Source organism: Polaribacter sp. Z022 (assembly GCF_023555495.1).
Lineage (GTDB): Bacteria > Bacteroidota > Bacteroidia > Flavobacteriales > Flavobacteriaceae > Polaribacter.
On sequence record NZ_JALCZO010000006.1, the window covers coordinates 153,322 to 174,121 of the forward strand.

General features: G+C 27.7%; 15 protein-coding genes. 3 read left to right on the forward strand and 12 right to left on the reverse strand.

Features of this window, described 5'->3' with window-relative positions; all coding sequences use genetic code 11:
* Positions 1-84 precede the first annotated feature (84 nt).
* The 6 genes from guaA to porU form a co-directional block, all read right to left on the reverse strand.
* Positions 85-1,620, reverse strand: coding sequence for a glutamine-hydrolyzing GMP synthase (guaA, locus tag MPF13_RS13550; RefSeq protein ID WP_249983297.1), 1,536 nt, complete (start codon positions 1,618-1,620; stop codon positions 85-87).
* A 100-nt stretch (positions 1,621-1,720) separates the two neighbouring features.
* Positions 1,721-2,785 (reverse strand): 3-oxoacyl-ACP synthase III family protein, encoded by a 1,065-nt coding sequence (locus MPF13_RS13555; protein WP_249983298.1) that lies wholly within the window; start codon positions 2,783-2,785, stop codon positions 1,721-1,723.
* Positions 2,786-2,929: 144 nt separating this feature from the next.
* Positions 2,930-3,310, reverse strand: a complete 381-nt coding sequence (locus MPF13_RS13560; protein WP_249983299.1) for a group III truncated hemoglobin — start codon at positions 3,308-3,310, stop codon at positions 2,930-2,932.
* A gap of 153 nt (positions 3,311-3,463) precedes the next feature.
* Positions 3,464-3,946, reverse strand: a complete 483-nt coding sequence (gene cdd, locus MPF13_RS13565; protein ID WP_249983300.1) for a cytidine deaminase — start codon at positions 3,944-3,946, stop codon at positions 3,464-3,466.
* A 79-nt stretch (positions 3,947-4,025) separates the two neighbouring features.
* A complete protein-coding gene (gene porV / locus MPF13_RS13570) occupies positions 4,026-5,153 on the reverse strand; it encodes a type IX secretion system outer membrane channel protein PorV (RefSeq protein ID WP_249983301.1) in 1,128 nt (375 codons plus the stop codon).
* Between the two features lie 40 nt (positions 5,154-5,193).
* Positions 5,194-8,589, reverse strand: coding sequence for a type IX secretion system sortase PorU (gene porU / locus MPF13_RS13575; RefSeq protein WP_249983302.1), 3,396 nt, complete (start codon positions 8,587-8,589; stop codon positions 5,194-5,196).
* 202 nt (positions 8,590-8,791) lie between these two features.
* On the opposite strand from porU, the gene gldJ reads away from it, so the two are divergent.
* Positions 8,792-10,450: a gliding motility lipoprotein GldJ gene (gene gldJ / locus MPF13_RS13580; RefSeq protein ID WP_249983303.1), complete on the forward strand. Its 1,659-nt coding sequence runs from the start codon at positions 8,792-8,794 to the stop codon at positions 10,448-10,450.
* A gap of 71 nt (positions 10,451-10,521) precedes the next feature.
* Complete coding sequence (locus MPF13_RS13585) at positions 10,522-11,778, forward strand: UDP-N-acetylmuramoyl-tripeptide--D-alanyl-D-alanine ligase (RefSeq protein ID WP_249983304.1); 1,257 nt, start codon at positions 10,522-10,524, stop codon at positions 11,776-11,778.
* Here MPF13_RS13585 and MPF13_RS13590 read toward each other — a convergent pair.
* Positions 11,771-12,622 carry an N-acetylglucosamine kinase gene (locus MPF13_RS13590; RefSeq protein ID WP_249983305.1) on the reverse strand — a complete coding sequence of 284 codons (852 nt, stop codon included), beginning with the start codon at positions 12,620-12,622 and terminating at the stop codon, positions 11,771-11,773. The genes MPF13_RS13585 and MPF13_RS13590 overlap by 8 nt on opposite strands.
* A gap of 159 nt (positions 12,623-12,781) precedes the next feature.
* Here MPF13_RS13590 and MPF13_RS13595 point away from each other — a divergent pair, with 159 nt between their 5' ends.
* Positions 12,782-13,522, forward strand: a complete 741-nt coding sequence (locus MPF13_RS13595) for a tyrosine-protein phosphatase (RefSeq protein ID WP_249983306.1) — start codon at positions 12,782-12,784, stop codon at positions 13,520-13,522.
* Between the two features lie 36 nt (positions 13,523-13,558).
* On the opposite strand, the gene MPF13_RS13600 is transcribed toward MPF13_RS13595, so the two are convergent.
* From MPF13_RS13600 to MPF13_RS13620, 5 genes are read right to left on the reverse strand one after another with little or no spacing between them, the layout of a single operon-like run.
* Complete coding sequence (locus MPF13_RS13600) at positions 13,559-15,961, reverse strand: GumC family protein (RefSeq protein ID WP_249983307.1); 2,403 nt, start codon at positions 15,959-15,961, stop codon at positions 13,559-13,561.
* A 3-nt stretch (positions 15,962-15,964) separates the two neighbouring features.
* Positions 15,965-16,735 (reverse strand): polysaccharide biosynthesis/export family protein, encoded by a 771-nt coding sequence (locus MPF13_RS13605; protein ID WP_249983308.1) that lies wholly within the window; start codon positions 16,733-16,735, stop codon positions 15,965-15,967.
* Between the two features lie 40 nt (positions 16,736-16,775).
* On the reverse strand, positions 16,776-18,674 hold the full coding sequence (locus MPF13_RS13610) for a nucleoside-diphosphate sugar epimerase/dehydratase (RefSeq protein WP_249983309.1): 1,899 nt from the start codon (positions 18,672-18,674) through the stop codon (positions 16,776-16,778).
* A gap of 24 nt (positions 18,675-18,698) precedes the next feature.
* Positions 18,699-19,805, reverse strand: coding sequence for a DegT/DnrJ/EryC1/StrS family aminotransferase (locus MPF13_RS13615; protein ID WP_249983310.1), 1,107 nt, complete (start codon positions 19,803-19,805; stop codon positions 18,699-18,701).
* Complete coding sequence (locus MPF13_RS13620; protein ID WP_249983311.1) at positions 19,795-20,778, reverse strand: MraY family glycosyltransferase; 984 nt, start codon at positions 20,776-20,778, stop codon at positions 19,795-19,797. The genes MPF13_RS13615 and MPF13_RS13620 overlap by 11 nt, the downstream gene beginning before the upstream one ends.
* Positions 20,779-20,800 lie beyond the last annotated feature (22 nt).

Below are 20,800 nucleotides of genomic sequence, written 5' to 3' on the forward strand. Positions count from 1 at the left end.
TAACATACTTTTTTTGCTGACCGCAAGAAACAGTAAATGTTAAAATACATAGAAAAACAAAAAACTTTACATGTTTCATATATTTTATTCCCATTCTATAGTTGCAGGAGGTTTAGAACTGATATCATAAACAACTCTATTTACACCTTTTACTTGATTTATAATTTTATTAGATGTTTTTTGCAAAAATTCATAAGGTAAATTTACCCAATCTGCAGTCATTCCATCTGTACTTTCTACAGCTCTTAAAGCTACTACTTTTTCATAAGTTCTTTCATCACCCATAACTCCAACAGAATTTACTGGTAATAACATAGCACCTGCTTGCCAAACACTATCATACAAACCGTCTTCTTTTAACCCATTGATAAAAACAGCATCTACTTCTTGTAAAATTCTTACTTTTTCTGCTGTAATATCTCCTAAGATACGAATTCCTAATCCTGGACCTGGAAAAGGATGACGTCCTAACAATTCTGGATCAATCCCCATAGAAGCACCAACTCTTCTTACTTCATCTTTAAAGATCATTTTTAATGGTTCAACAATTTTTAATTTCATAAAATCTGGCAATCCACCAACATTATGATGACTTTTAATTGTTGCAGAAGGACCTCCATTAACAGATACAGACTCAATTACATCAGGATAAATAGTTCCTTGAGCCAACCAAGTTACATCTTTAATTTTATGCGCTTCATCATCAAAAACTTCAATAAAAGCATTACCAATAGCTTTTCTTTTCTTCTCTGGGTCTGTTACACCTTTTAATGCTTCTAAAAAACGTGCAGAAGCATCTACTCCTTTAACGTTTAATCCCATTCCTTCGTATCTTTTTAATACAATTTCGAACTCATTTTTACGTAAAAGTCCGTTATTTACAAAAATACAGTAAAGATTGTCTCCAATAGCTTTGTTTAATAATACAGCTGCTACAGAAGAATCTACTCCTCCAGAAAGTCCTAAAACAACTTTATCGTTACCAACTTTTTCTCTAATATCTGCTACAGTGTTTTCTACAAAACATTGTGGAGTCCAAGTTTGCTCTACTCCTGCTATTTTAACTAAAAAGTTTTCTAATAATTGTTTACCGTCTTTAGAGTGATAAACTTCTGGGTGAAATTGAATTGCATATGTAGTTTCTCCTTCAATTTTATAAGCAGCATTTTCTACATCTTTTGTACTTGCCAATAATTGCCCATTGGTTGGTAATTCTTTAATAGTATCTGAATGACTCATCCAAACCTGACTACCTTCTGAAATTCCATCAAAAAAAGATTCATCACTTTTTATAAATGATAAATTAGCTCTTCCATATTCTCTTGTGTTAGAGGGTGCTACTTTACCTCCAGAAAAATGAGCTAAATATTGAGCTCCATAACAAACCGCTAAAACTGGTTTCTTACCTCTAATTTCTGATAAATCAGGATGTAAAACATTTTCTCCTCTAACCGAATTTGGGCTACCAGATAAGATTACCGCTTTAAATTCTGATTGGTTTTTAGGTGGATGATTAAATGGATGAATTTCACAGTAAATGTTTAATTCTCTTACTCTTCTCGCAATTAATTGTGTGTATTGCGATCCGAAATCTAAAATAAGTACGTTGTGTTGTTGCATGCGCAAAAATACTATTTCAGATTAAATTTTAATACTGAAATTTGTTTTTTTTAGCACTAATTAGAATTCGTGTGTATTTCTAAAGAATTAGATTTAGAAATTAGTACTTATAAACAATAGCATTTAGGTTCATTCCTGCACCAACAGAAGCAAAAATTACTACATCTCCTTTATTAATTTCATGGTTTTCAATTTCTCCTTTTTTAACCAAATCTAATAAGGTAGGTACTGTAGCAACAGAACTGTTTCCTAATTTGTGTATACTCATTGGCATAATATCTTTAGGAACTTTCTTTTTATACAATCTAAAAAAACGTTTTATAATTTGTTCGTCCATTTTTTCATTTGCTTGATGGATAAAAACCTTTTTTACATCATCTATAGAAACTCCACTTTTATCTAATGCTATTTTCATAGCTTTAGGTACATTTATAAGCGCAAACTCATAAATTTTTCTTCCTAACATTTTAATATAGCGTATATCTTTATCTGCTTGTTTATTAAAAGATTCTCCGTAAAAAAGATAATATGCTTCTTCTTTAGCAAAAGTTTGAGTTGCATGACTTAAAATACCTGAATCGTTTTCTTCTGTTGCTTCTACAATACAAGCTCCTGCACCATCACTAAAAATCATAGAATCTCTATCAAATTTATCTACAACCCTAGATAAAGTTTCTGCACCAATTACTAAACATTTTTTTGCAATACCAGCTTTAATAAATGCTTGGGCTTGTATAACGCCTTCTACCCAACCTGGACAACCAAAAAGAATATCATATGCTACACAATTAGGGTTTTCAATACCCAATTTATATTTTACTCTTGTTGCTAAACTTGGTAAAATATCACTTTGTATTGCTCCTTGTTTTACATCGCCAAAATTGTGAGCTAAAATTATATAATCTAACTCTTCTGCATTTACATTTGCGTCTTCTATTGCTTTTTTACTAGCTAAATAAGCTAAATCTGAAGTGTTTAGTTCTGGTTTTGCATAACGCCTTTCTTCAATACCTGTAATTGCCTTGAATTTTTCTATAATTTCATCATTCTTTGCATTAAAAGAAGAACCATCTTCATTTAAAAAATCTTCTTTTAAAAACTCTTTGTTTTCTTTTTTTACTGAAGGAATAAAGGCTCCTGTACCAGTTATTTTTGATGAAATCATAATTGAGAATAAGTATTATTTTATTGAAAAAATACAAGCACTAATTTACGATTTCTTGCAATTAATAATTTTATTTTAGCTAAAATAAAATGATATTCAAAACGATAATTTTTGAGAAATATCTATTAAATAAAAAAGTTTAAATTAATTATAGACACCTAGTTTTACCTCCATAACAGTAGCAATAGACCTTGCTCTATTTTTCATGTTGTGAGAAATTTCTCCAGAAAAATTGGCATCGATTGTTTGAAACAAATACGATACCCAAATATCAAAATGCTCTTTTTTAAAGGTTACAAAAACATTCTTATCAACATGTTTTTTCATTACATTATTTTCATAAGTATGTGTATCAAATAATATATCATTCCAAAAATCTGAAATAATATTTAGATGTTCTTCTAAGTGATTTTGAGCAACAATATCTTCGAAAAAAGGTATCATTTTTTGATCTGCTAATAATTTATCATAAAACTTAGTTATTATAAATTTGATATCTTTTCTTGATGAAATATCTGGTGTCATATTTTGAATTTAATATTCTGAAAGATTATAAAATAATTGCCAATAATGTTTAAAGTTGCTATATGCGTTAGGGATTGAAACGGCATCCTTTTTGTTTTTTTTTTAAACAAAAAGATATAGTGTAAAGCCCGTTAAAACGCCCAAATAAAATATCTACAAATAAGAACTATCAAAAGAAAATGGAAGCAAAGAAAGTAATGATTCTGTTTTAACAACCTCTCCTTCTTCTCCCATAAAAATTAATGGAAATGATTCTTTTTGATTGATTTCATACTCAGATAAAGTTTGTCTACAAGCTCCACAAGGACCTACAGGTTTATCAACTTTAGAAATTGAAGAACTTGCTGATATAGCCAATTTTTTTATTTTCATGTTTGGATATGTAGAAGCTGCTTTCCAAATAGCAACTCTTTCTGCACACATACCAGATGGATATGCTGCACTTTCTTGGTTGTTTCCTAAAATAACTTCTCCATTATCTAATAATAAAGCTGCACCAACATTAAATTTAGAATAAGGAGCATATGCTTTTTCTCTTGCTTCAATTGCTTTATTCATAAGCATATTGTCTTCTTCTAAAAGTTCTGAAATATCTTTATAAATAATTGCTGAAGTTGAAATTTCAATTTTTCTCATAAAAATCTGTTCGTCAAAAAAAGCAGCCTTTATTGACTGCTTTTAAATGTTGTATAAACTTACTAAAAATAATTGACTTTTAATAATCGTCAAACACTTCTCCTAAATCAAATGATAAAGAAAAACGTAGTGAATTTTCTAAAGGATTATTTACATCTGAAGAGTTTACTAAATATGATAAATCAATATTCATTGCATTGGTTTTAAAACCACCTCCTAAAGTAAAATATTGTCTATTACCTTTGTCTGCACTTTCATGAAAATATCCTGCTCTTAATGCAAAAGCTTGATTGTATAAGTACTCTGCACCAAATGCGTATGTAAATTCTTTTAACTCTTCACTAAATCCTCCTGGAGCATCTCCAAAAGAGCTAAAGATTCCTTCTACCCAACCTTTATCTACCTCAGAACCATCTAATTGTGGAGTTGGCACTAAAAGTTTTGTAAACTCTACGTTAGTAGAAATTGTATTGTAATCATCTAAAATAAAATCGAAACCACCTCCTAATTTTAAATTAGTTGGTATAAAATCTTCATCACCAGGAGTGTAAGAAACTTTTGGTCCTATGTTAGAAATATTAAATCCTATTCTGTAACGTCCGTTAAAATTACCATAGTTTTCTTCAAAAGATTGGTAATATCCAGAAACATCTACAGCAAAAGAATTTATTGGTTGTAAAGAGTTTCCAGCTGTACCATTAAATGCAAGGTTAGATCTAATATATTTTAAAGATACACCTCCAGAAAAAGTTTCGCTTAATTTTAATGCATAAGAACCTGTTACTACAAATTCGTTAGGGTTAATAGTACCATTTGGGTTACCACTACTATCTGTTAAATCTATTTGACCTAAAGAAAAATATTTAAAATCTGCACCCCAAGCAGCATTATCACTAAACCTATTTATATAAGAACCACTTCCTATAAAAATGTCATCGGTTAAATTACGTAACCAAGGAGAATATGTTATACCTGTTTTAACTTGTCTATTACTAAATGCTATTTTTGCTGGATTGTGAAAAAGAGAAAATGCATCTGCAGTTGTTGCAACTCCCATATCTCCCATTCCTCCTGCTCTAGCATCTGGAACAATTAATAAAAAAGGTGTAGCAGTTGTTATTCCTCCTGTAACTTCTGTATTTGTTTGTGCAGAAATTTTTACACTTACAAAAGCACATAGTAAAAAGTAGATTCCTAATTTTTTCATTTGATATTATTCTGATTTTTGTTTGACAAATATCTAAATTTTATTGAAGTATAACTAATTTTTCATACTTCTCTGAAACTAGATTACTTGTAGTTGATTTTACTTTTAATTTATATATGTAGACTCCTTTTCCTATTTTATTACCAAAATCGTCTAAACCATTCCAAGTTATATTTCTTGATAAATTACCAGTGGTTAGAACATTTTGATTTATTGTTTTTACCAATTTACCTGAAACAGTAAAAATTTGAACTTGAACTTCTAGGTTTTCATTAGGTTTATTATGATTAAACCAAAACTCTGTGTAATTTACAAAAGGGTTTGGATAATTTAAAACATTTTCTAAATTTAAAATAGCATCACTTACAACCACGAAATTTAACGTACTCTCTGATGAATTATTGTATGTATCCCAAGCTTTTATTTTTAAAGTATGTGGACCAACATCTAAATCTCTTAATTTATAAATTACTTTTCCGTTAGTAAAATCGTTTAATTCTGTTTGATAAAAATCGTTTAAAATGATAGGATTTGTAGTGTCTCCGTCTAAAATAGCAACAATATCATGATCTACTGCAGTTATAGAAGTATTTATACCACTTAAATCTGATAATGAAACAATTAAATTTGGAGAAGCATTTGTGTTTCCTCCATCAATAAAAGATTCATCATTCATAAAAAGTTGAATTTCTGGACCAACAGTATCATCTGGTGCGTTTTTATCTATACCACCAACTACAACATCAAAATTATAGCCAGCTTTGTCTGTTTCTCCATTTTCTGCATAAAAACTTAATTTACCTTTTCCGTAAGCAATTTTTATATCTTTTGGTACAACAAAATCGAATTTAAAATTACCATTTTCTACTGTAGATTTTCCTCTAAATAATTTACTGTCTTGTGTATCAAAAATCATTTTAATACCAAAACCATCATTATCTAAAGTGGTTTTATTTATTGGTTTGTCAAAAACAGTTGTAGAAAGAGAGCCATTAAAATTGTTTAAAACAACATTTGCATTATCTACAACTACTCCCTCAAAACTAACCTTAGATAAAGCTTTTAAAGTATCTATTGGTTGCGAAATATCTTTGCCATTCATTTTTGTTATTCTAACATTTGGTTGTGGCACTGCCAATTTCATTGCAGGATCTCCAAAAGAATAAATAAAAAATTTCTGAGTGTTTGTAAAGCTATTTTTTGTTTTCATTAATGATTCTGATATTGTTAAATCTTCATCATTAAATTCTAATAAAACTCTTATTAATTGTTGATTAAAACGTTGTCCTACAGAAATAAATACTTCTCTTGTTGTAGTAATCATACTTGCAGAACCACCTGTAGTATTCCATAAAGTTAACTCTCCTGCAGTAATTCTACTTGGATTATCGAATCTGGAAAAATCGCAAGTAACAGTTATTAAAAGTGGTAACGTATTTGGGTTATTAAAACTTTGTATTTGAGGTTTTTCTAATATTTTTTCAGAAGCAAAACCATCTTCTCCTCCATGTCCAAAATAATCAAAAACTAACGTTCCTTTTTCTATAGCATTTGTAATTGCTGTTTTAACTTCTGGATAACGTTCTCCTCCAGACGAATTTTCTTGCACATAAGAATCTACATATATCTTATTTACATTAAAAATTGGTTTGTTTAATTTTATTTCATCAGCAATAGCTTCTACACCTTCTTGAATAACTTCTTCTCCTGTAGCATCTATATCATCTGCCAACAGTGTTATTGTGTTTCGCCAATCTCCAATTGCGTTTTTATTATAATAATTTAATATTTTATCTACTACACCTTTTGCTTGACTTAGGGTAGAAACTGGAATTCTACTTGAAGCAACATCTAATGTATGACTTGTAGACATTGTTCCTTCGTTATTCTCTAACATTACAAAATAGTCGTCTGTAACATAAGATGATGCTAAATTAAAACTACTTTCTGCTAATTTTACAGGAACTATATTGTTATTACCAGTAACTCTATCTTTATAATCATAAGAAGAATCACCGAAAAAACAAACATATTTTAGTTTCTTATCTACTGTAGTATTTGTGTTATATATATGTTTTAAAAAATCTCTAATACCAGTAATGTCTTTAGCTCCAGAAGAAAACTCATTGTAAATTTCATCTAAAATTACAACCTTAGTTGTTAGGTTAGAATTTGCTTGATGATAATCTGCCATCCTTTGAGCTTCAGAGGATAATTCTGCATTTGTAATTACAATATAATTAATGTCTTTTAAAGCATGCAAATCTTGGTTTATAACTTTTGCGTTTTGAATTGATTTAGGTGTGTAATAATCAGAACTATTTAAAACTACATACTCTTTTAAAGAACCTGCATTGTCTTTAAATATAAAGTTACTGCCAGTATCTTCATTTATAATGTTTTGAGGTTCTATATAATTAGAAACATCCCAAACTTGAAAAATATTTGAATTATTTTGAATTTGATATTCTACAATTCCTGAAGAATTTGCTTGTGCAAAACTTCTAAAAGCAAATTGATTTCCATTTGCAGTAAGTTCTTTTTCGCCAATTATTTCTATAAAATCTAAATAAGCATTTGCTGATGGATTTCCTCCATTGTTATATGTTATAGAAACATCTATAGAATTTGATGAATTTTGAATACTAGCAAATCTTTCTGATGCATATGCTTTTGTTAAAGAACCTGGATTTACAGAAAAGAAATTTAAACTATAAAGGTCTTGACCATTCACTTTAACATCCATATTAGAAGAAGTAACAGATGTAGATACAGCTCTAGTTCTTACCCCTATAGCATTATTAGAAATTGCATTAGAAAAAGGAATTTTAAAACTTTGCGTATTTTCTATATTAAAATCATCATTAAAAAACCATTGTGTACCAACTGCAAATAAGCTTAACTCATCTTTTTCATAAAAAGTATAATCATTATATGTAGAAATTTGAGTGGTTGCATTTGTTGTAATTGGAGATTTTTGGTTTATCCTTTTTCCGTTAACATTAGAAACTGTTATAAAATAATAAGCTTCATCAGAAAAAATATTTTGTCTATGATTTGCAGTATTATTTACAGGATCTACAACCCAATCATGAGGTCCTTTGGCATAAAATAGAATAAAATCAGAATTATCAAAAGAACCATCTTGTTCTCCTTCAATATAAATTGCATTTTCTTGTAAATCATCATATCTAAAATCAGAATTTAGTTCTGGTAACATGTTTCCTCCATTACCATAAATATGAATCTTTTGAGGGTTTAAGCCGTTTGTAGAAATACCAATTTCTTCTAATAAACTTTTATTAATTTTAAAAACACCAGTTGTATCAACTGAAAACTTATACCAATCTCCATTAGACAATACAGAGCTACTTACTTGAGCAGCTAAAAACTGAACAACAAACAGACAAAAAAAGAATAAAAAAGGTTTTCTCATAATAGTATTCAAATAACGCAAATTATTTATAGATATTTTAGTTCTTAGAAAGATAAATTATACTAAATTTAAAAAGCAATCGTTTTAAAGTTTGTGAGAAGAAAAATGAAGCGTTAAAATTGCTAAATTACTTGTTTGAAAGTATTATTATTGTAAATTGCATCGCTATAAATAAAAACCCTAAATAATTTTCAATTAGGAAATGAAAAATATATTTAAAATATCATTTGTTGTTTTATCAATATTGGCTTTATCTAGCTGTAGTAGAACAACTTCTGGAAAATCAAAATTAACAGGATTAGATTTTAACAACCCTAAAAGCGGAGGATATACTCGAGGTAACGCAACTGCAGGACAAGAAATACCTTTAGGTATGGTTGCAATTGAAGGTGGATCTTTTACAATGGGACAGGTTCAGGATGATGTAATGTTTGATTGGAACACTACTCCTAAAAAAATGCACATTCGTTCTTTCTTTATGGATGAAACAGAGGTAACTAACTCTGAATATTTTTTATATGTACAATATATTAAAGATGTTTTTCCTCCATCAGAAGAAAAATATAAACATATCTATAACTCTGTTTTACCAGATACTTTAGTTTGGAGAAAAAGTTTAGGTAATACAGATATTTTATCTGAAAACTATTTAAGACATCCTGCTTATGGAGATTATCCTGTAGTTGGTGTTAGTTGGTTACAAGCTAGTCAATACTGTAAATGGCGTACAGATGCTGTAAATCTTAAAAAATTAATTGATAAAGGTTATATTAAAAATATTTTTGAAAATGACTCTATTAGAAATTTCTTTGATACAGAAGTTTTCTTAGCAGATTCTGACAAACTTTTTGACAATGATACTACTGTTTATCAAAGAGGAATTAGAACTAGAGGTTCTGTAAGAGGAGACAAAGGAAGAAATATTACTAGAGCAGATGGTATTTTAAGTCAACGTTTTAGACTACCAACTGAAGCTGAATGGGAATTTGCTGCAAAAGCAAATATTGAAAATAGAGAATTTAACAATGTAAGAGGTAGAAAAAAATACGCTTGGAATGGTAAATATTCTAGAGAAACAGAAAAAAGATTTAGAGGAGACCAATTAGCAAACTTTAAACAAGGTAAAGGAGAATATAGTGGTTTATCTGGTTGGAGTTCTGATGGTTCTGACATTCCTATTAGAGTAAAATCTTATCCACCAAATGGATTTGGTTTATATGACATGTCTGGTAATGTTGCTGAATGGGTTGCAGATGTTTATAGACCAATTATAGATAACGAAGCTAATGACTTTAATTACTATAGAGGTAATATTTTTACTAGAAAAATGATTGGTAAAGATGGTAAAGTTGTTATTGCAGGAGTAACTGAGGGAGCAAATGTAGAATATGACACATTACCAAATGGAAAAATAGTACCTAAACAATTACCTGGTAGTATTAAATATATACCAATTACAAAAGATGACGTTACTCTTAGAAGAAACTTTACAGTTTCTGACAACACTAATATTGGTGATGGAGATTTAAATTCTTCTAGATTCTATGAAGATGATGAAGATCAATTTAACTCTAGACCAAGTATGTACAATTCTCCTCGAAGACCAACTAGAGTTACAGATCCTGTAACAGGAAAAGAAGTTTTAGTTAATGACGCTAAAAAAAGAACAACACTTATTAGTAATAATACTAGAGTTTACAAAGGTGGAGCATGGTCTGATAGAGAATATTGGTTAGATCCTGCACAAAGAAGATACTTGCCAGAATATATGGCAACAAATTATATTGGTTTTAGATGTGTTACAGATAAATTAGGACCAATGACTTACAAGAAAAGAAAAGTAAGAAACCCTTCAAGGTAAGTAAAATTTATTATCAAAAAAATATCACCTCACTGAATGAAAAACAGTGAGGTTTTTTTTATTTTTAAAACATGAATATTAAAGACATATACAAAATATACTCTAAAAACTATCTAGTAGATACTGACACAAGAAAAATTAGAAAAAACACATTATTTTTTGCATTAAAAGGAGATAACTTTAATGGAAATAAATTTGCTGATAAAGCACTAGAATTAGGAGCAAAGTATGCTATTGTAGATGAGAAAGAGTACCATTTAAATGATAAGACTATTTTAGTTGATAATGTTTTAGAAACTCTTCAAAAACTTGCTAATTATCACAGGAATGAATTAAAAACAACCATTATAGGTTTAACTGGTAGTAATGGAAAAACTACAACAAAAGAATTGATAAATGCTGTTTTATCAAAAAAACACAACATTACAGCAACCATAGGTAATTTAAACAATCATATAGGTGTTCCTCTAACTTTACTTTCTATGACCCCAAAAACTGAAATTGGAATTGTGGAAATGGGAGCAAACCATCAAAAAGAAATTGAATTTTTATGTTCTATTTGTGAACCTAACTTTGGTTACATCACTAATTTTGGTAAAGCGCACTTAGAAGGTTTTGGCGGCATTGAAGGAGTTATAAAAGGAAAAAGTGAATTATATACTTATTTAGAAAAGAACAATAATATTGTTTTTATAAATCCTGATGATAAGATTCAAGTTGAAAAATCAGAAAATATTAAAACAATACCTTTTAACAGTTCTTTAAAATTTATTAGTTCAAACCCATTTGTTAAACTCTCTTTTAATTCAGTTACTATAGAGAGTAATCTCATAGGAAAATACAACTATTCTAATATTGCTATTGCCTGTACTATTGGAGATTATTTTAAAGTTTCAACCGAAGAAATAAAAGAGGCCTTACAAAATTATGTTCCTGATAATAATAGATCTCAAATCATTAAAAAAGAAACAAACAATATTATTTTAGATGCTTATAATGCTAACCCTTCTAGTATGAAAGCTGCTTTAGAAAATTTTGAAACTATTGCTGATAAAAATAAAACTGTAATTTTAGGAGACATGTTTGAGTTAGGAAAAACTAGTTTAAAAGAACATCAAGAAATTATAGATTTTACAGAAAAACTGAAGTTTTCGAATTTGTTCTTTGTTGGCGAAAATTTTTATCAAACAACTTCTAACACAAAACTGTATAAAACATTTGAGGATCTCTTGTATCACTTAAAAAACAATCCTCTTAAACATCAATCAATTCTGATTAAAGGTTCAAGAGGAATGCGTTTAGAAAGACTTTTAGATATAATTAATTAATATTATTCTTATGGTATTCTAACAAATTATCAATTGGTCTTTGTATTACATCAGTAATTTCTAAATTATTCTTTTTAGCAATTTTCTCTAAAATATCTCTAAAATAATGAGCAATAGAACCTATAAAATATATTGGTGTTTCAGTTGTTTTATTATAAGGTAAAATTCTATATTTAAAGAATTCTTGAAAACCTTTTTTAATAATTCGTTTAATATATTTTTCTTCTTTAAATTCAAACATAAACTTTGCAAAAGAGGCTAAATACATATTTGGATTTGGTTCTCGATATAAATTTTTCTTTATATAATCTGCATCCAAATCAAACTCTTCATTAAACTTTTTGGCAATTTTTTTAGGCATTTTATTATAGTAGTAATCAATAATTAACTTTTTTCCAAAATAATTACCACTAGCTTCATCCATTAAAATATACCCCAAAGAAGATACTAACATTTCCATTTTTTCACCATCATAATAACAACTATTAGAGCCTGTACCTAAAATACATACTAATGCAGGATCATTACCTGTTGCAGCATAAACTGCGGCTAACATATCTTCAGAAATAAAAACTTTTGCATTTACAAAAATTGATTCTAAAATTGTTTTTAATATTTGAATTGGTTTTGGTGTACCACATCCAGCTCCGTAAAAATGAATTTCTTCTACATCTTCTTTTATATTAATAAGTTGAAACATATTAATAATTCTATTTTCCAATTCTTCTTCAGGAACAATAGCAGGGTTTAACCCTAAAGTTCTTACTCTAAATGCTTCTTCTTTATTTTTATCTATAGCAATCCAATCTGCTTTTGTAGAACCTCCATCTGCAATTAAAATCATAATATTTATATTTTATACTCAAATATATTACAAGTAAAATTCATATACAATAGCATGTAAATCTTCAATCGTTTTCGTAGTAAATTATTTTTTTTGTAACATAAAAGAACTGCAAATAAGTAACCTAATTTATTGTAAATTTGTAGTAAATATTAAATTATGATCTTTTTTAAGAAAAAAGAAATTTTACTTAAAGACTTCTTTCCTGAAGGGTTTATTGATATACATTCTCATTTATTACCTGGTATCGATGATGGTGCCAAAGATTTAGAAAACTCAATACAATTGATCTCTAAAATGTCATCTTATGGTATAAAAAACTTTATAACTACACCTCATGTTTTAGGTGACGTCTACCCTAATTCTTCTACTCTAATTAAAAATAAGTTAGAAGAACTTAGAACTGAATTAAAAAAGAGATGCATAAACGACATTTATATAAATGCAGCTGCAGAATATATGATGGATGAACAATTTTCTAAACTTTTAGAAAAAAATGATATTCTTACTCTTAAGGATAATTATATACTTGTAGAGATGTCATATTTTAGTGCTCCTATGAATTTATATGATATAATTTTTGAAATTCAATTAAAGGGGTACAAACCTATTTTAGCACACCCTGAACGTTACAAGTTTTATCATAATGATTTCCAACAATATTACAAACTTAAAAAAGCTGGATGCTTGTTTCAATTAAATTTATTGTCATTAACTGAACAATATGGAAAAGGAGTTCAAAAAATTACTGATAAACTTTTAAAAGAAGGTTTATATGATTTTGTAGGAACTGACACACATCATACTAATCACTTAGAGCTCCTAAAAAAAATTGGAAATAAAAAGACTTTTGAAAAAATTAATGAATTACTAAAATCTAATAGTAATACATTTAAATAAAAAAAGAGCCTTATAGGCTCTTTTTTTATTTAAATGTTATTTAGAAAATATTTTCTTATACCAAGGCTTTTTTTCTTCTTCAACATATCCATATCCGTATCCATATCCATATCCATATCCATATCCATATCCTCTATTAAGATCAGTATCATTCAAAACAATTGCCATATTAGGCAATTTTTTTTCTGAATATAAATTTTGCACAACAGCCAACATTCTTTTATCTAAATAGTTTGCTCTAGAAACATACATAAACATATCTGCATATTTAGAAACTAAAAGTGTATCTGTTACTAAATTTACAGGAGCAGTATCAACAATAATATAATCATACTCCTTTTTTACTATTTCAAATAATTCTTTAACTTTATTTGTTAATAATAATTCTGCAGGATTTGGAGGTATAACTCCTGAAGAAATTATATCTAGATTTGGAATTTCAGGTATAGAAAACTTTAATTCATCTAAAGATAATTTATCATTAGTTATATAGTTTGTAATCCCCTTTCTTTCTGGTATTCCTAAATATTCTGTAACTTTTGGAGCTCTTAAATCCATTCCCAATAGCAAGACTTTTTTATCTGACAATGATAAAGTAGCAGCTAGGTTTATAGAAATAAAAGACTTACCCTCTCCACTAGTTGTTGATGTAATAAAAATAGATTTACCCAATTTATCGTTAGAAGAATTAGGCATCATAAAATCTAAATTTGTTCTTAATAATCTAAATGCTTCAGCAGTACTAGATCTTGCATCAGAACCAATTACAATTTTTTCTTTTGTTTCTGAATGAGGAACATCTCCTAAAAAAGGAACATCTGTTAACTCTTCAATATCTTTTCTTGAATGAATTTTAGTATCTAAAATATTTTTAAGATAGATAAAAACAAATGGAATTATCAAACCAATTATTAAAGCAGCTAAATAAATTATTTTCTTTTTAGGTGAAACAGGTATATCTGAACTATAAGCTACATCAATAATTTTGGCATTAGGAACAGTTACAGCTAAAGAAATTGCTGTTTCTTCTTTTTTCTTTAATAAGTAAGAATACAATCCTGAAATAATCTCTTGCTGACGAGCAATGTCAATATACCCTCTTTCTAACAATGGAATAGCTGAAACTTTATAATTAATCTTATGAAATTCCTTCTCTAATTGACTATATTGGGTCTTAAGAGAGGCTATTAAATTTGAAATACTATTTTTTAAATTTAACTTTAAAGAATTGATTTCTTTTTGGTATTGTTTAATTTGTGGGTTTTTTATACCAGCATTTACACTCAACCTATTTTTATAAACTACTAATTCATTATACGCTTTTATTGCTTCAGAAATTGAGACTTCGGAAAAACCAAGATTTTGTGGTAAAGTTTCATCTTTATTTGATTGTTTGTTAATATTTTTAAGTACTGCTTTTGCAATATCTAATTCTGTTCTAATATTAACTAATTTTTCATTATTTAAAGAAGCTGTCTTAAGAGCCAATTCTCCTTCACTTGATAACCCTGTTATTTTATTATCTGTTTTAAACTTCTTAACTTCATCTTGAATAGAGTTTAGATCTTTACCAATAACAGATAACCTCTCATCAATAAAATCTTTTGTTTTTTGAGAAACAATATTTTTATCCTTTATTGCATCTAAGTTATATTGTTTTACCAATTCATTTAAAAAAAACTCTGCTTTATTCTTTGAAGGACTTCTTAAAGATAAATTTAAAACACTAGAGTTATTGCTAACGGAATTAACATTAAGTATTAATTTATAATTATCAATTACTTTAGTTCTATTTAATATGTTAACATAAATGTCATTTTGTTCTTTAAAATTAAAATTTTCTGTTTTCTTAACTTTGAAATCACCAAATTCTGAATTGATTATTTCATCAAAATCATGAGCAGAAATAAAATTATCATTACTATCTTTCAGTTCAAATTTAGCTGAAGACAAAACTCTAACAGTAAGCGATGTATCAACTTTTGAGTTTAATATGTTTTGTTTCTGAGAAAGGAATATTATTTGAATAGGATTGTTTTCACCAAAAATCTCAGTTTTTTTTATTCTACCCTGACTATAATATGAAGACATCAAATTTAAGGTATCTACAACATTACCAATAATTTTTCGTGATTTTAATATCACAATTTCATTATCAGTATTATTCGCAGAACCTCCTCCAACAATCCCCATATCTTTAAAGGCCTCTAGTTCTTTTGATATACCAGATTTTTGATTATCCTTTATTAGAATTGTAGTAGAAGAACTATACAGGGGTGTGCTATATCTTAAATATAAAAAAGCCAAAATAGTAGAAATTAAAACGCCTAAAACAAACCATTTCCAATGAAAAAGATATTTTTCTAGTTCTTCTTTAATATTTATAGTACCCAATTCTTCATTATGGTTTAATGACATATTTTCTTTTTTTAATTGCATTATTTACCTAGTTAAAATAGAAACTATGGTAATAATTAACCCTGTAACTGAAATAAATAAACTTGTATTTGTATTAGACGAAGCAGATTGAATTCTTGCCTTGTTGTGCTCTACATATACAACATCATTTTGTTGGAGGTAGAACACCGGGGAATTCAAAGTTTTGTTAGAGAGTAAATTTATTTTATACTTAACTTTTTTATTATTTTCTTCTCTAATAACTGTTACATTGTCTCTTCGCCCAGAGATATTTAAATCTCCAGCTAAACCTATTGCATCTAAAATACTTACTCTTTCATTAGGAATTGTAAAAGTTCCTGGCTTTTTAACATCTCCATAAACAGTAATTTTAAAATTAGCTATTCTTATGTTAATATTTGGATTAGCAACATAATCTGGAGATAATTTTTTTTTAAGGAGTTCGAGAGCAGCTTCTCTTGTTAATCCACCTAGCTTCAATTCTCCTAAAACCGGAAAATCAATATTACCCTTACTATCTATCAAATAAGCTTGTTGCTGTGGTGTCCCTACCACAGTATTAGTAGTTGTGGCGTAAGTTACTGCTGGCAAGTTAAAGGGTCTAGTTGCTTCTATATCATCAGATGATATCGTTATTTGCAATAAATCATCTGGTTTAAAAATTGTTTCAAATTTATTACTTACCTTGTTTTGATCTATTTCATCAAATTGAAAATAAGTAATATCTTTACTTGAAACGCAAGAAGATAGCACAATTACTAATAAAAAAAGAAAGCTTTGAACTCGAAATCTCATAATATGTTTTTTTTTTTTGCAAAAGTATTATAAAAATTCACTAAACACTAACTTTATCTAATTTTTCAAATTCAGAATTATTTGAAACGTATTCAGGAACTAATTCCTTCATCGATTTAACCAAATCTTTATTGTTTAACTTATTAAAATTTCTTGATAAATCATCAATTTTAATTTTAACAATAGAATCATCTAAATCTTGGGTCTTAGCTATCATAATTTTATTATGATATGTTTTAGTTGTATTTTCTCCATCCGCTAACAACTCTTCATATAATTTCTCCCCAGGTCTTAAACCTGTAATTTTAATATCAATATCATCTGGGTACTTTAAACCTGACAAATGAATCATTCGCTTAGCAATTTCAAATATTTTTACTGATTTTCCCATATCGAATATATATATCTCACCACCTTTGCCCATTGTCCCTGCTTCTAAAACTAAACTACAGGCTTCAGGAATTGTCATAAAATACCTAGTAATTTTCTCATGAGTAACAGTTAAAGGCCCTCCATTTTCAATTTGTCTCTTGAATAAAGGAATTACAGACCCATTAGAACCTAAAACATTACCAAATCTAGTTGTCGTAAATTTTGTATTTGTAGATTTTTTACTTACACAAGAAATATAAAGTTCTGCAATTCTTTTTGATGCCCCCATAACATTTGTGGGGTTTACTGCTTTATCTGTAGAAACCATCACAAATCTTTCTATTTCGTTTTCAATTGATAAATCTGCTAAATTTTTAGTTCCTAAAACATTTACTCTAATCGCTTCATAAGGAGATTTTTCCATTAAAGGCACATGTTTATATGCTGCAGCATGAAATACTCTTTGGGGTTTGTATTTTTTAAAAATTCTTTCAGTTTTAAATCGATCCCTGACATCTGAAACAATAGCAACAAAATTCGTAATCCCCTTTTGAATCAATTCTTGTTGTAAATCGTATAATGGAGACTCAGCTTGATCTATTAAAACTATTAACTTACAATTATATAGACTTAACTGTCTAGAAATTTCACTCCCAATTGATCCAGCTGCACCAGAAACTAAAACAACCTTATTATTAACTTCTCTTTGAACAATTGGATTATCAATTATAATAGGGGCTCTATCTAATAGGTCTTCAATTTTAATTTGCCTAATTTGATTTGCATTTAAGTCCCCATCTATCCATTTAGATAATGGAGGTACAATTTTTACATCAACATTTAATTCTATAAATTTATCAGTAATCGCTAATAATCTATTTGGTTTAATATTCTGAATAGAAATAATAACTTCATCTATTGAGTGTTTTTCTATAAATTTTTTTGTTATCGATTCTGCACCAAATATTTTGACTCTGTCTATTTTTTTTCCAATTTTATTTTTATTGTCATCTATAAAACCAACTATATCATAATTGTTTTTTTTATCCCTATTTAATGCACTAAATGCTATTATACCTGAATCTCCTGCTCCATAAATTAACACATTATTTATTGAGTCTAACTCTGTAGATAAAACCTCAAAAAAAGCTTTAAATATAAATCTACTTAAAATTAATACTAAAGTAGATACTAAATAATGTATTACAATTATTGATTTTGGTATATAAAAAGTATCTATAAATTTAAAAAACAAATTAAATGTTACAGCTAATGAAATTAGACCTCCAACCAATGTACTAGCTATAAACACATTAAAAGCATCTCTTACTCCTGTATGACGAATTATACCTTTGTATGAGCCTACAATTAAAAAACTAATTAAAGCAAAAAATACCACATAAGGTATCTGTTTAATTAAATTCGTAAAATTAAAATTAAAACTTACGTTAAAACGAATAAAATAAGCTAGAAAAAAAGAGATTACAACTAAAAATAAATCTATAAATAGAACTAACCATTTAGAAGCGTATTTATTTAAAGTTTTTAGAAAAAAATTTCTTATCATTATTTAAAAATATAACATTGCAATTTACAATAATTTATGAATTGATGAAGTAATTATTTTTAAAACATCATTTTTTAAATTAGAACCTGATGGTAAACATAAACCAAAATTAAAAAGATTTTCGGAAATGTCATTACCATAATATGGAGTTCCTTTAAATACTGGTTGCAGATGCATAGGTTTCCACAAAGATCGAGTTTCAATGTTATTATTTTCTAAACATAACATTATTTTCTCTTTTTTTTCCTTAGCACTTTTACCTATTATTTTAATACAACTTAACCAATGATTGGATGAGTAATCATTAGATTTTTCTGTTAAAACATTAATATCATTATATTTTTTAAAAAAATGATTGTAATAGTTATTTATTGCTCTTCTTCTTTTTTTATTTTCATTCAACAATAACATTTGCTCTAAACCAATTATAGCTGCCACAGTATTCATTCTATAATTATACCCTAATTCTTTATGTTCATAATGAAGAGCTTTTTCTTTAGATTGAGAAGCATAAAAAATAGCTTTATTTTTTTCTTTTTCGGTATTGCATATTAATGCTCCTCCACCTAGAGTAGAAATAATTTTATTATTATTAAAAGAAATTATTCCGAAATCACCAAAGGTTCCACATTTCTTTCCTTTGTATTCAGACCCTAAAGCTTCTGCTGCGTCTTCTATTAACGTTATCTTATACTTTTTGGAAATCTTTACAATTTGATCCATTTGTGCTGGCATACCATATAGATGTACTACTATTATAGCTTTTGGTTTTTTTCCTTTTAATATTCTATCTTTTATAGCTTCTTCTAAGTGAATAGGACACATATTCCATGTTTCTTTTTCACTATCAATAAAAATGGGTGTGGCATTTTGGTAAATAACAGGATTTACAGTGGCAACATAAGTAAAAGATTGACATAAAACTTCATCTCCTTTTGTAATTCCACTTAAAATTAAAGCTAAATGTATTGCTGATGTTCCTGAATTTAAAGCAACAATTTTTTTATCAGCTTGAAAGTAATTTTCTAAAACTTCTTCAAAAGCATGAATACTATCTTTACTAATAGAAGAAATCTCTGTTTTTAGATCTAAATGAATAGTAGAATCTGATAAAGGTATTTTAGCCTGCATTATTTAAAGATAATGATTTTTTTATTTTTTTGAACAACAATATATAACAAAAAATAAAAAAAAACATAAAAGCTAGAAAAACAAGTATTTGTGTTTTTAAATCAAAATGATATGTTTTTAAAACCACTATATTTATTAACATCTGTAATACAGCATAAATTATAGAAACATTTAAATGAGGTATTTTATACACATCAACTAACTTCTGATACATATGGTGTCTATGTGGATCAAAAATACTTTCGTTTGTATAAAATTTACGATACAACAATGTACACCCTGCATCTGCGCCATAAACCATTACAATCATTATAATTATTGGTGCAGACAATTTATAAGCTAAAAAAAGACCTAAAAAAACGACTAAAACACCCAAGGATATACTACCAATATCACCTGCAAAAAAAAGGGCTTTTTTCCTAAAGTTATAAAAACCAAAAACCAATATAGAGATTCCAACATAAATTATTAAATCTTGGTCTAAAAGATTTTCTTGATAATTTACCATAAAAAACCCAGATAAAACAGACAAACTATAAATACCAGTAATTCCGTTTATTCCATCCATAAAGTTAAACATATTCACAATTCCTACTCCTAACATTAATAAGAATATAAATAAAATGATAGATGAAATTGGTAAAAATGTTACTCCTATTTGATAAAGTGTAAGTAATACACCTATCAACTGAAAAGGAAACCTAATTTTGGAACTTAATGTATAAATGTCATCTAAAAAACTTATTACGGATAGTAAAAACACACCCAAAACAAAATAAGTATATTGATAATCATTAAAAAAATAGAATAGCAAAATGGCGATAGGAAAAATAATTCCACCTCCTCTCACTGTTATTTTAGTATGAGAACTTCTTTGGTTGGGTTTGTCTATAATTTTAAATTTAACTGCTAATTTTAGATATACATAAGAAGCAACTATTAAACTAACTAATACAATTAAATAAATATTCATAAACTATATTTAAAATACCAAT

Coding starts and splice junctions, on each gene's coding strand:
- guaA (WP_249983297.1), bottom strand. CDS start 1,620: ATGCAACAACACAACGTACTTATTTTAGATTTCGGATCGCAATACACA.
- MPF13_RS13555 (WP_249983298.1), bottom strand. CDS start 2,785: ATGATTTCATCAAAAATAACTGGTACAGGAGCCTTTATTCCTTCAGTA.
- MPF13_RS13560 (WP_249983299.1), bottom strand. CDS start 3,310: ATGACACCAGATATTTCATCAAGAAAAGATATCAAATTTATAATAACT.
- cdd (WP_249983300.1), bottom strand. CDS start 3,946: ATGAGAAAAATTGAAATTTCAACTTCAGCAATTATTTATAAAGATATT.
- porV (WP_249983301.1), bottom strand. CDS start 5,153: ATGAAAAAATTAGGAATCTACTTTTTACTATGTGCTTTTGTAAGTGTA.
- porU (WP_249983302.1), bottom strand. CDS start 8,589: ATGAGAAAACCTTTTTTATTCTTTTTTTGTCTGTTTGTTGTTCAGTTT.
- gldJ (WP_249983303.1), top strand. CDS start 8,792: ATGAAAAATATATTTAAAATATCATTTGTTGTTTTATCAATATTGGCT.
- MPF13_RS13585 (WP_249983304.1), top strand. CDS start 10,522: ATGAATATTAAAGACATATACAAAATATACTCTAAAAACTATCTAGTA.
- MPF13_RS13590 (WP_249983305.1), bottom strand. CDS start 12,622: ATGATTTTAATTGCAGATGGAGGTTCTACAAAAGCAGATTGGATTGCT.
- MPF13_RS13595 (WP_249983306.1), top strand. CDS start 12,782: ATGATCTTTTTTAAGAAAAAAGAAATTTTACTTAAAGACTTCTTTCCT.
- MPF13_RS13600 (WP_249983307.1), bottom strand. CDS start 15,961: ATGCAATTAAAAAAAGAAAATATGTCATTAAACCATAATGAAGAATTG.
- MPF13_RS13605 (WP_249983308.1), bottom strand. CDS start 16,735: ATGAGATTTCGAGTTCAAAGCTTTCTTTTTTTATTAGTAATTGTGCTA.
- MPF13_RS13610 (WP_249983309.1), bottom strand. CDS start 18,674: ATGATAAGAAATTTTTTTCTAAAAACTTTAAATAAATACGCTTCTAAA.
- MPF13_RS13615 (WP_249983310.1), bottom strand. CDS start 19,805: ATGCAGGCTAAAATACCTTTATCAGATTCTACTATTCATTTAGATCTA.
- MPF13_RS13620 (WP_249983311.1), bottom strand. CDS start 20,778: ATGAATATTTATTTAATTGTATTAGTTAGTTTAATAGTTGCTTCTTAT.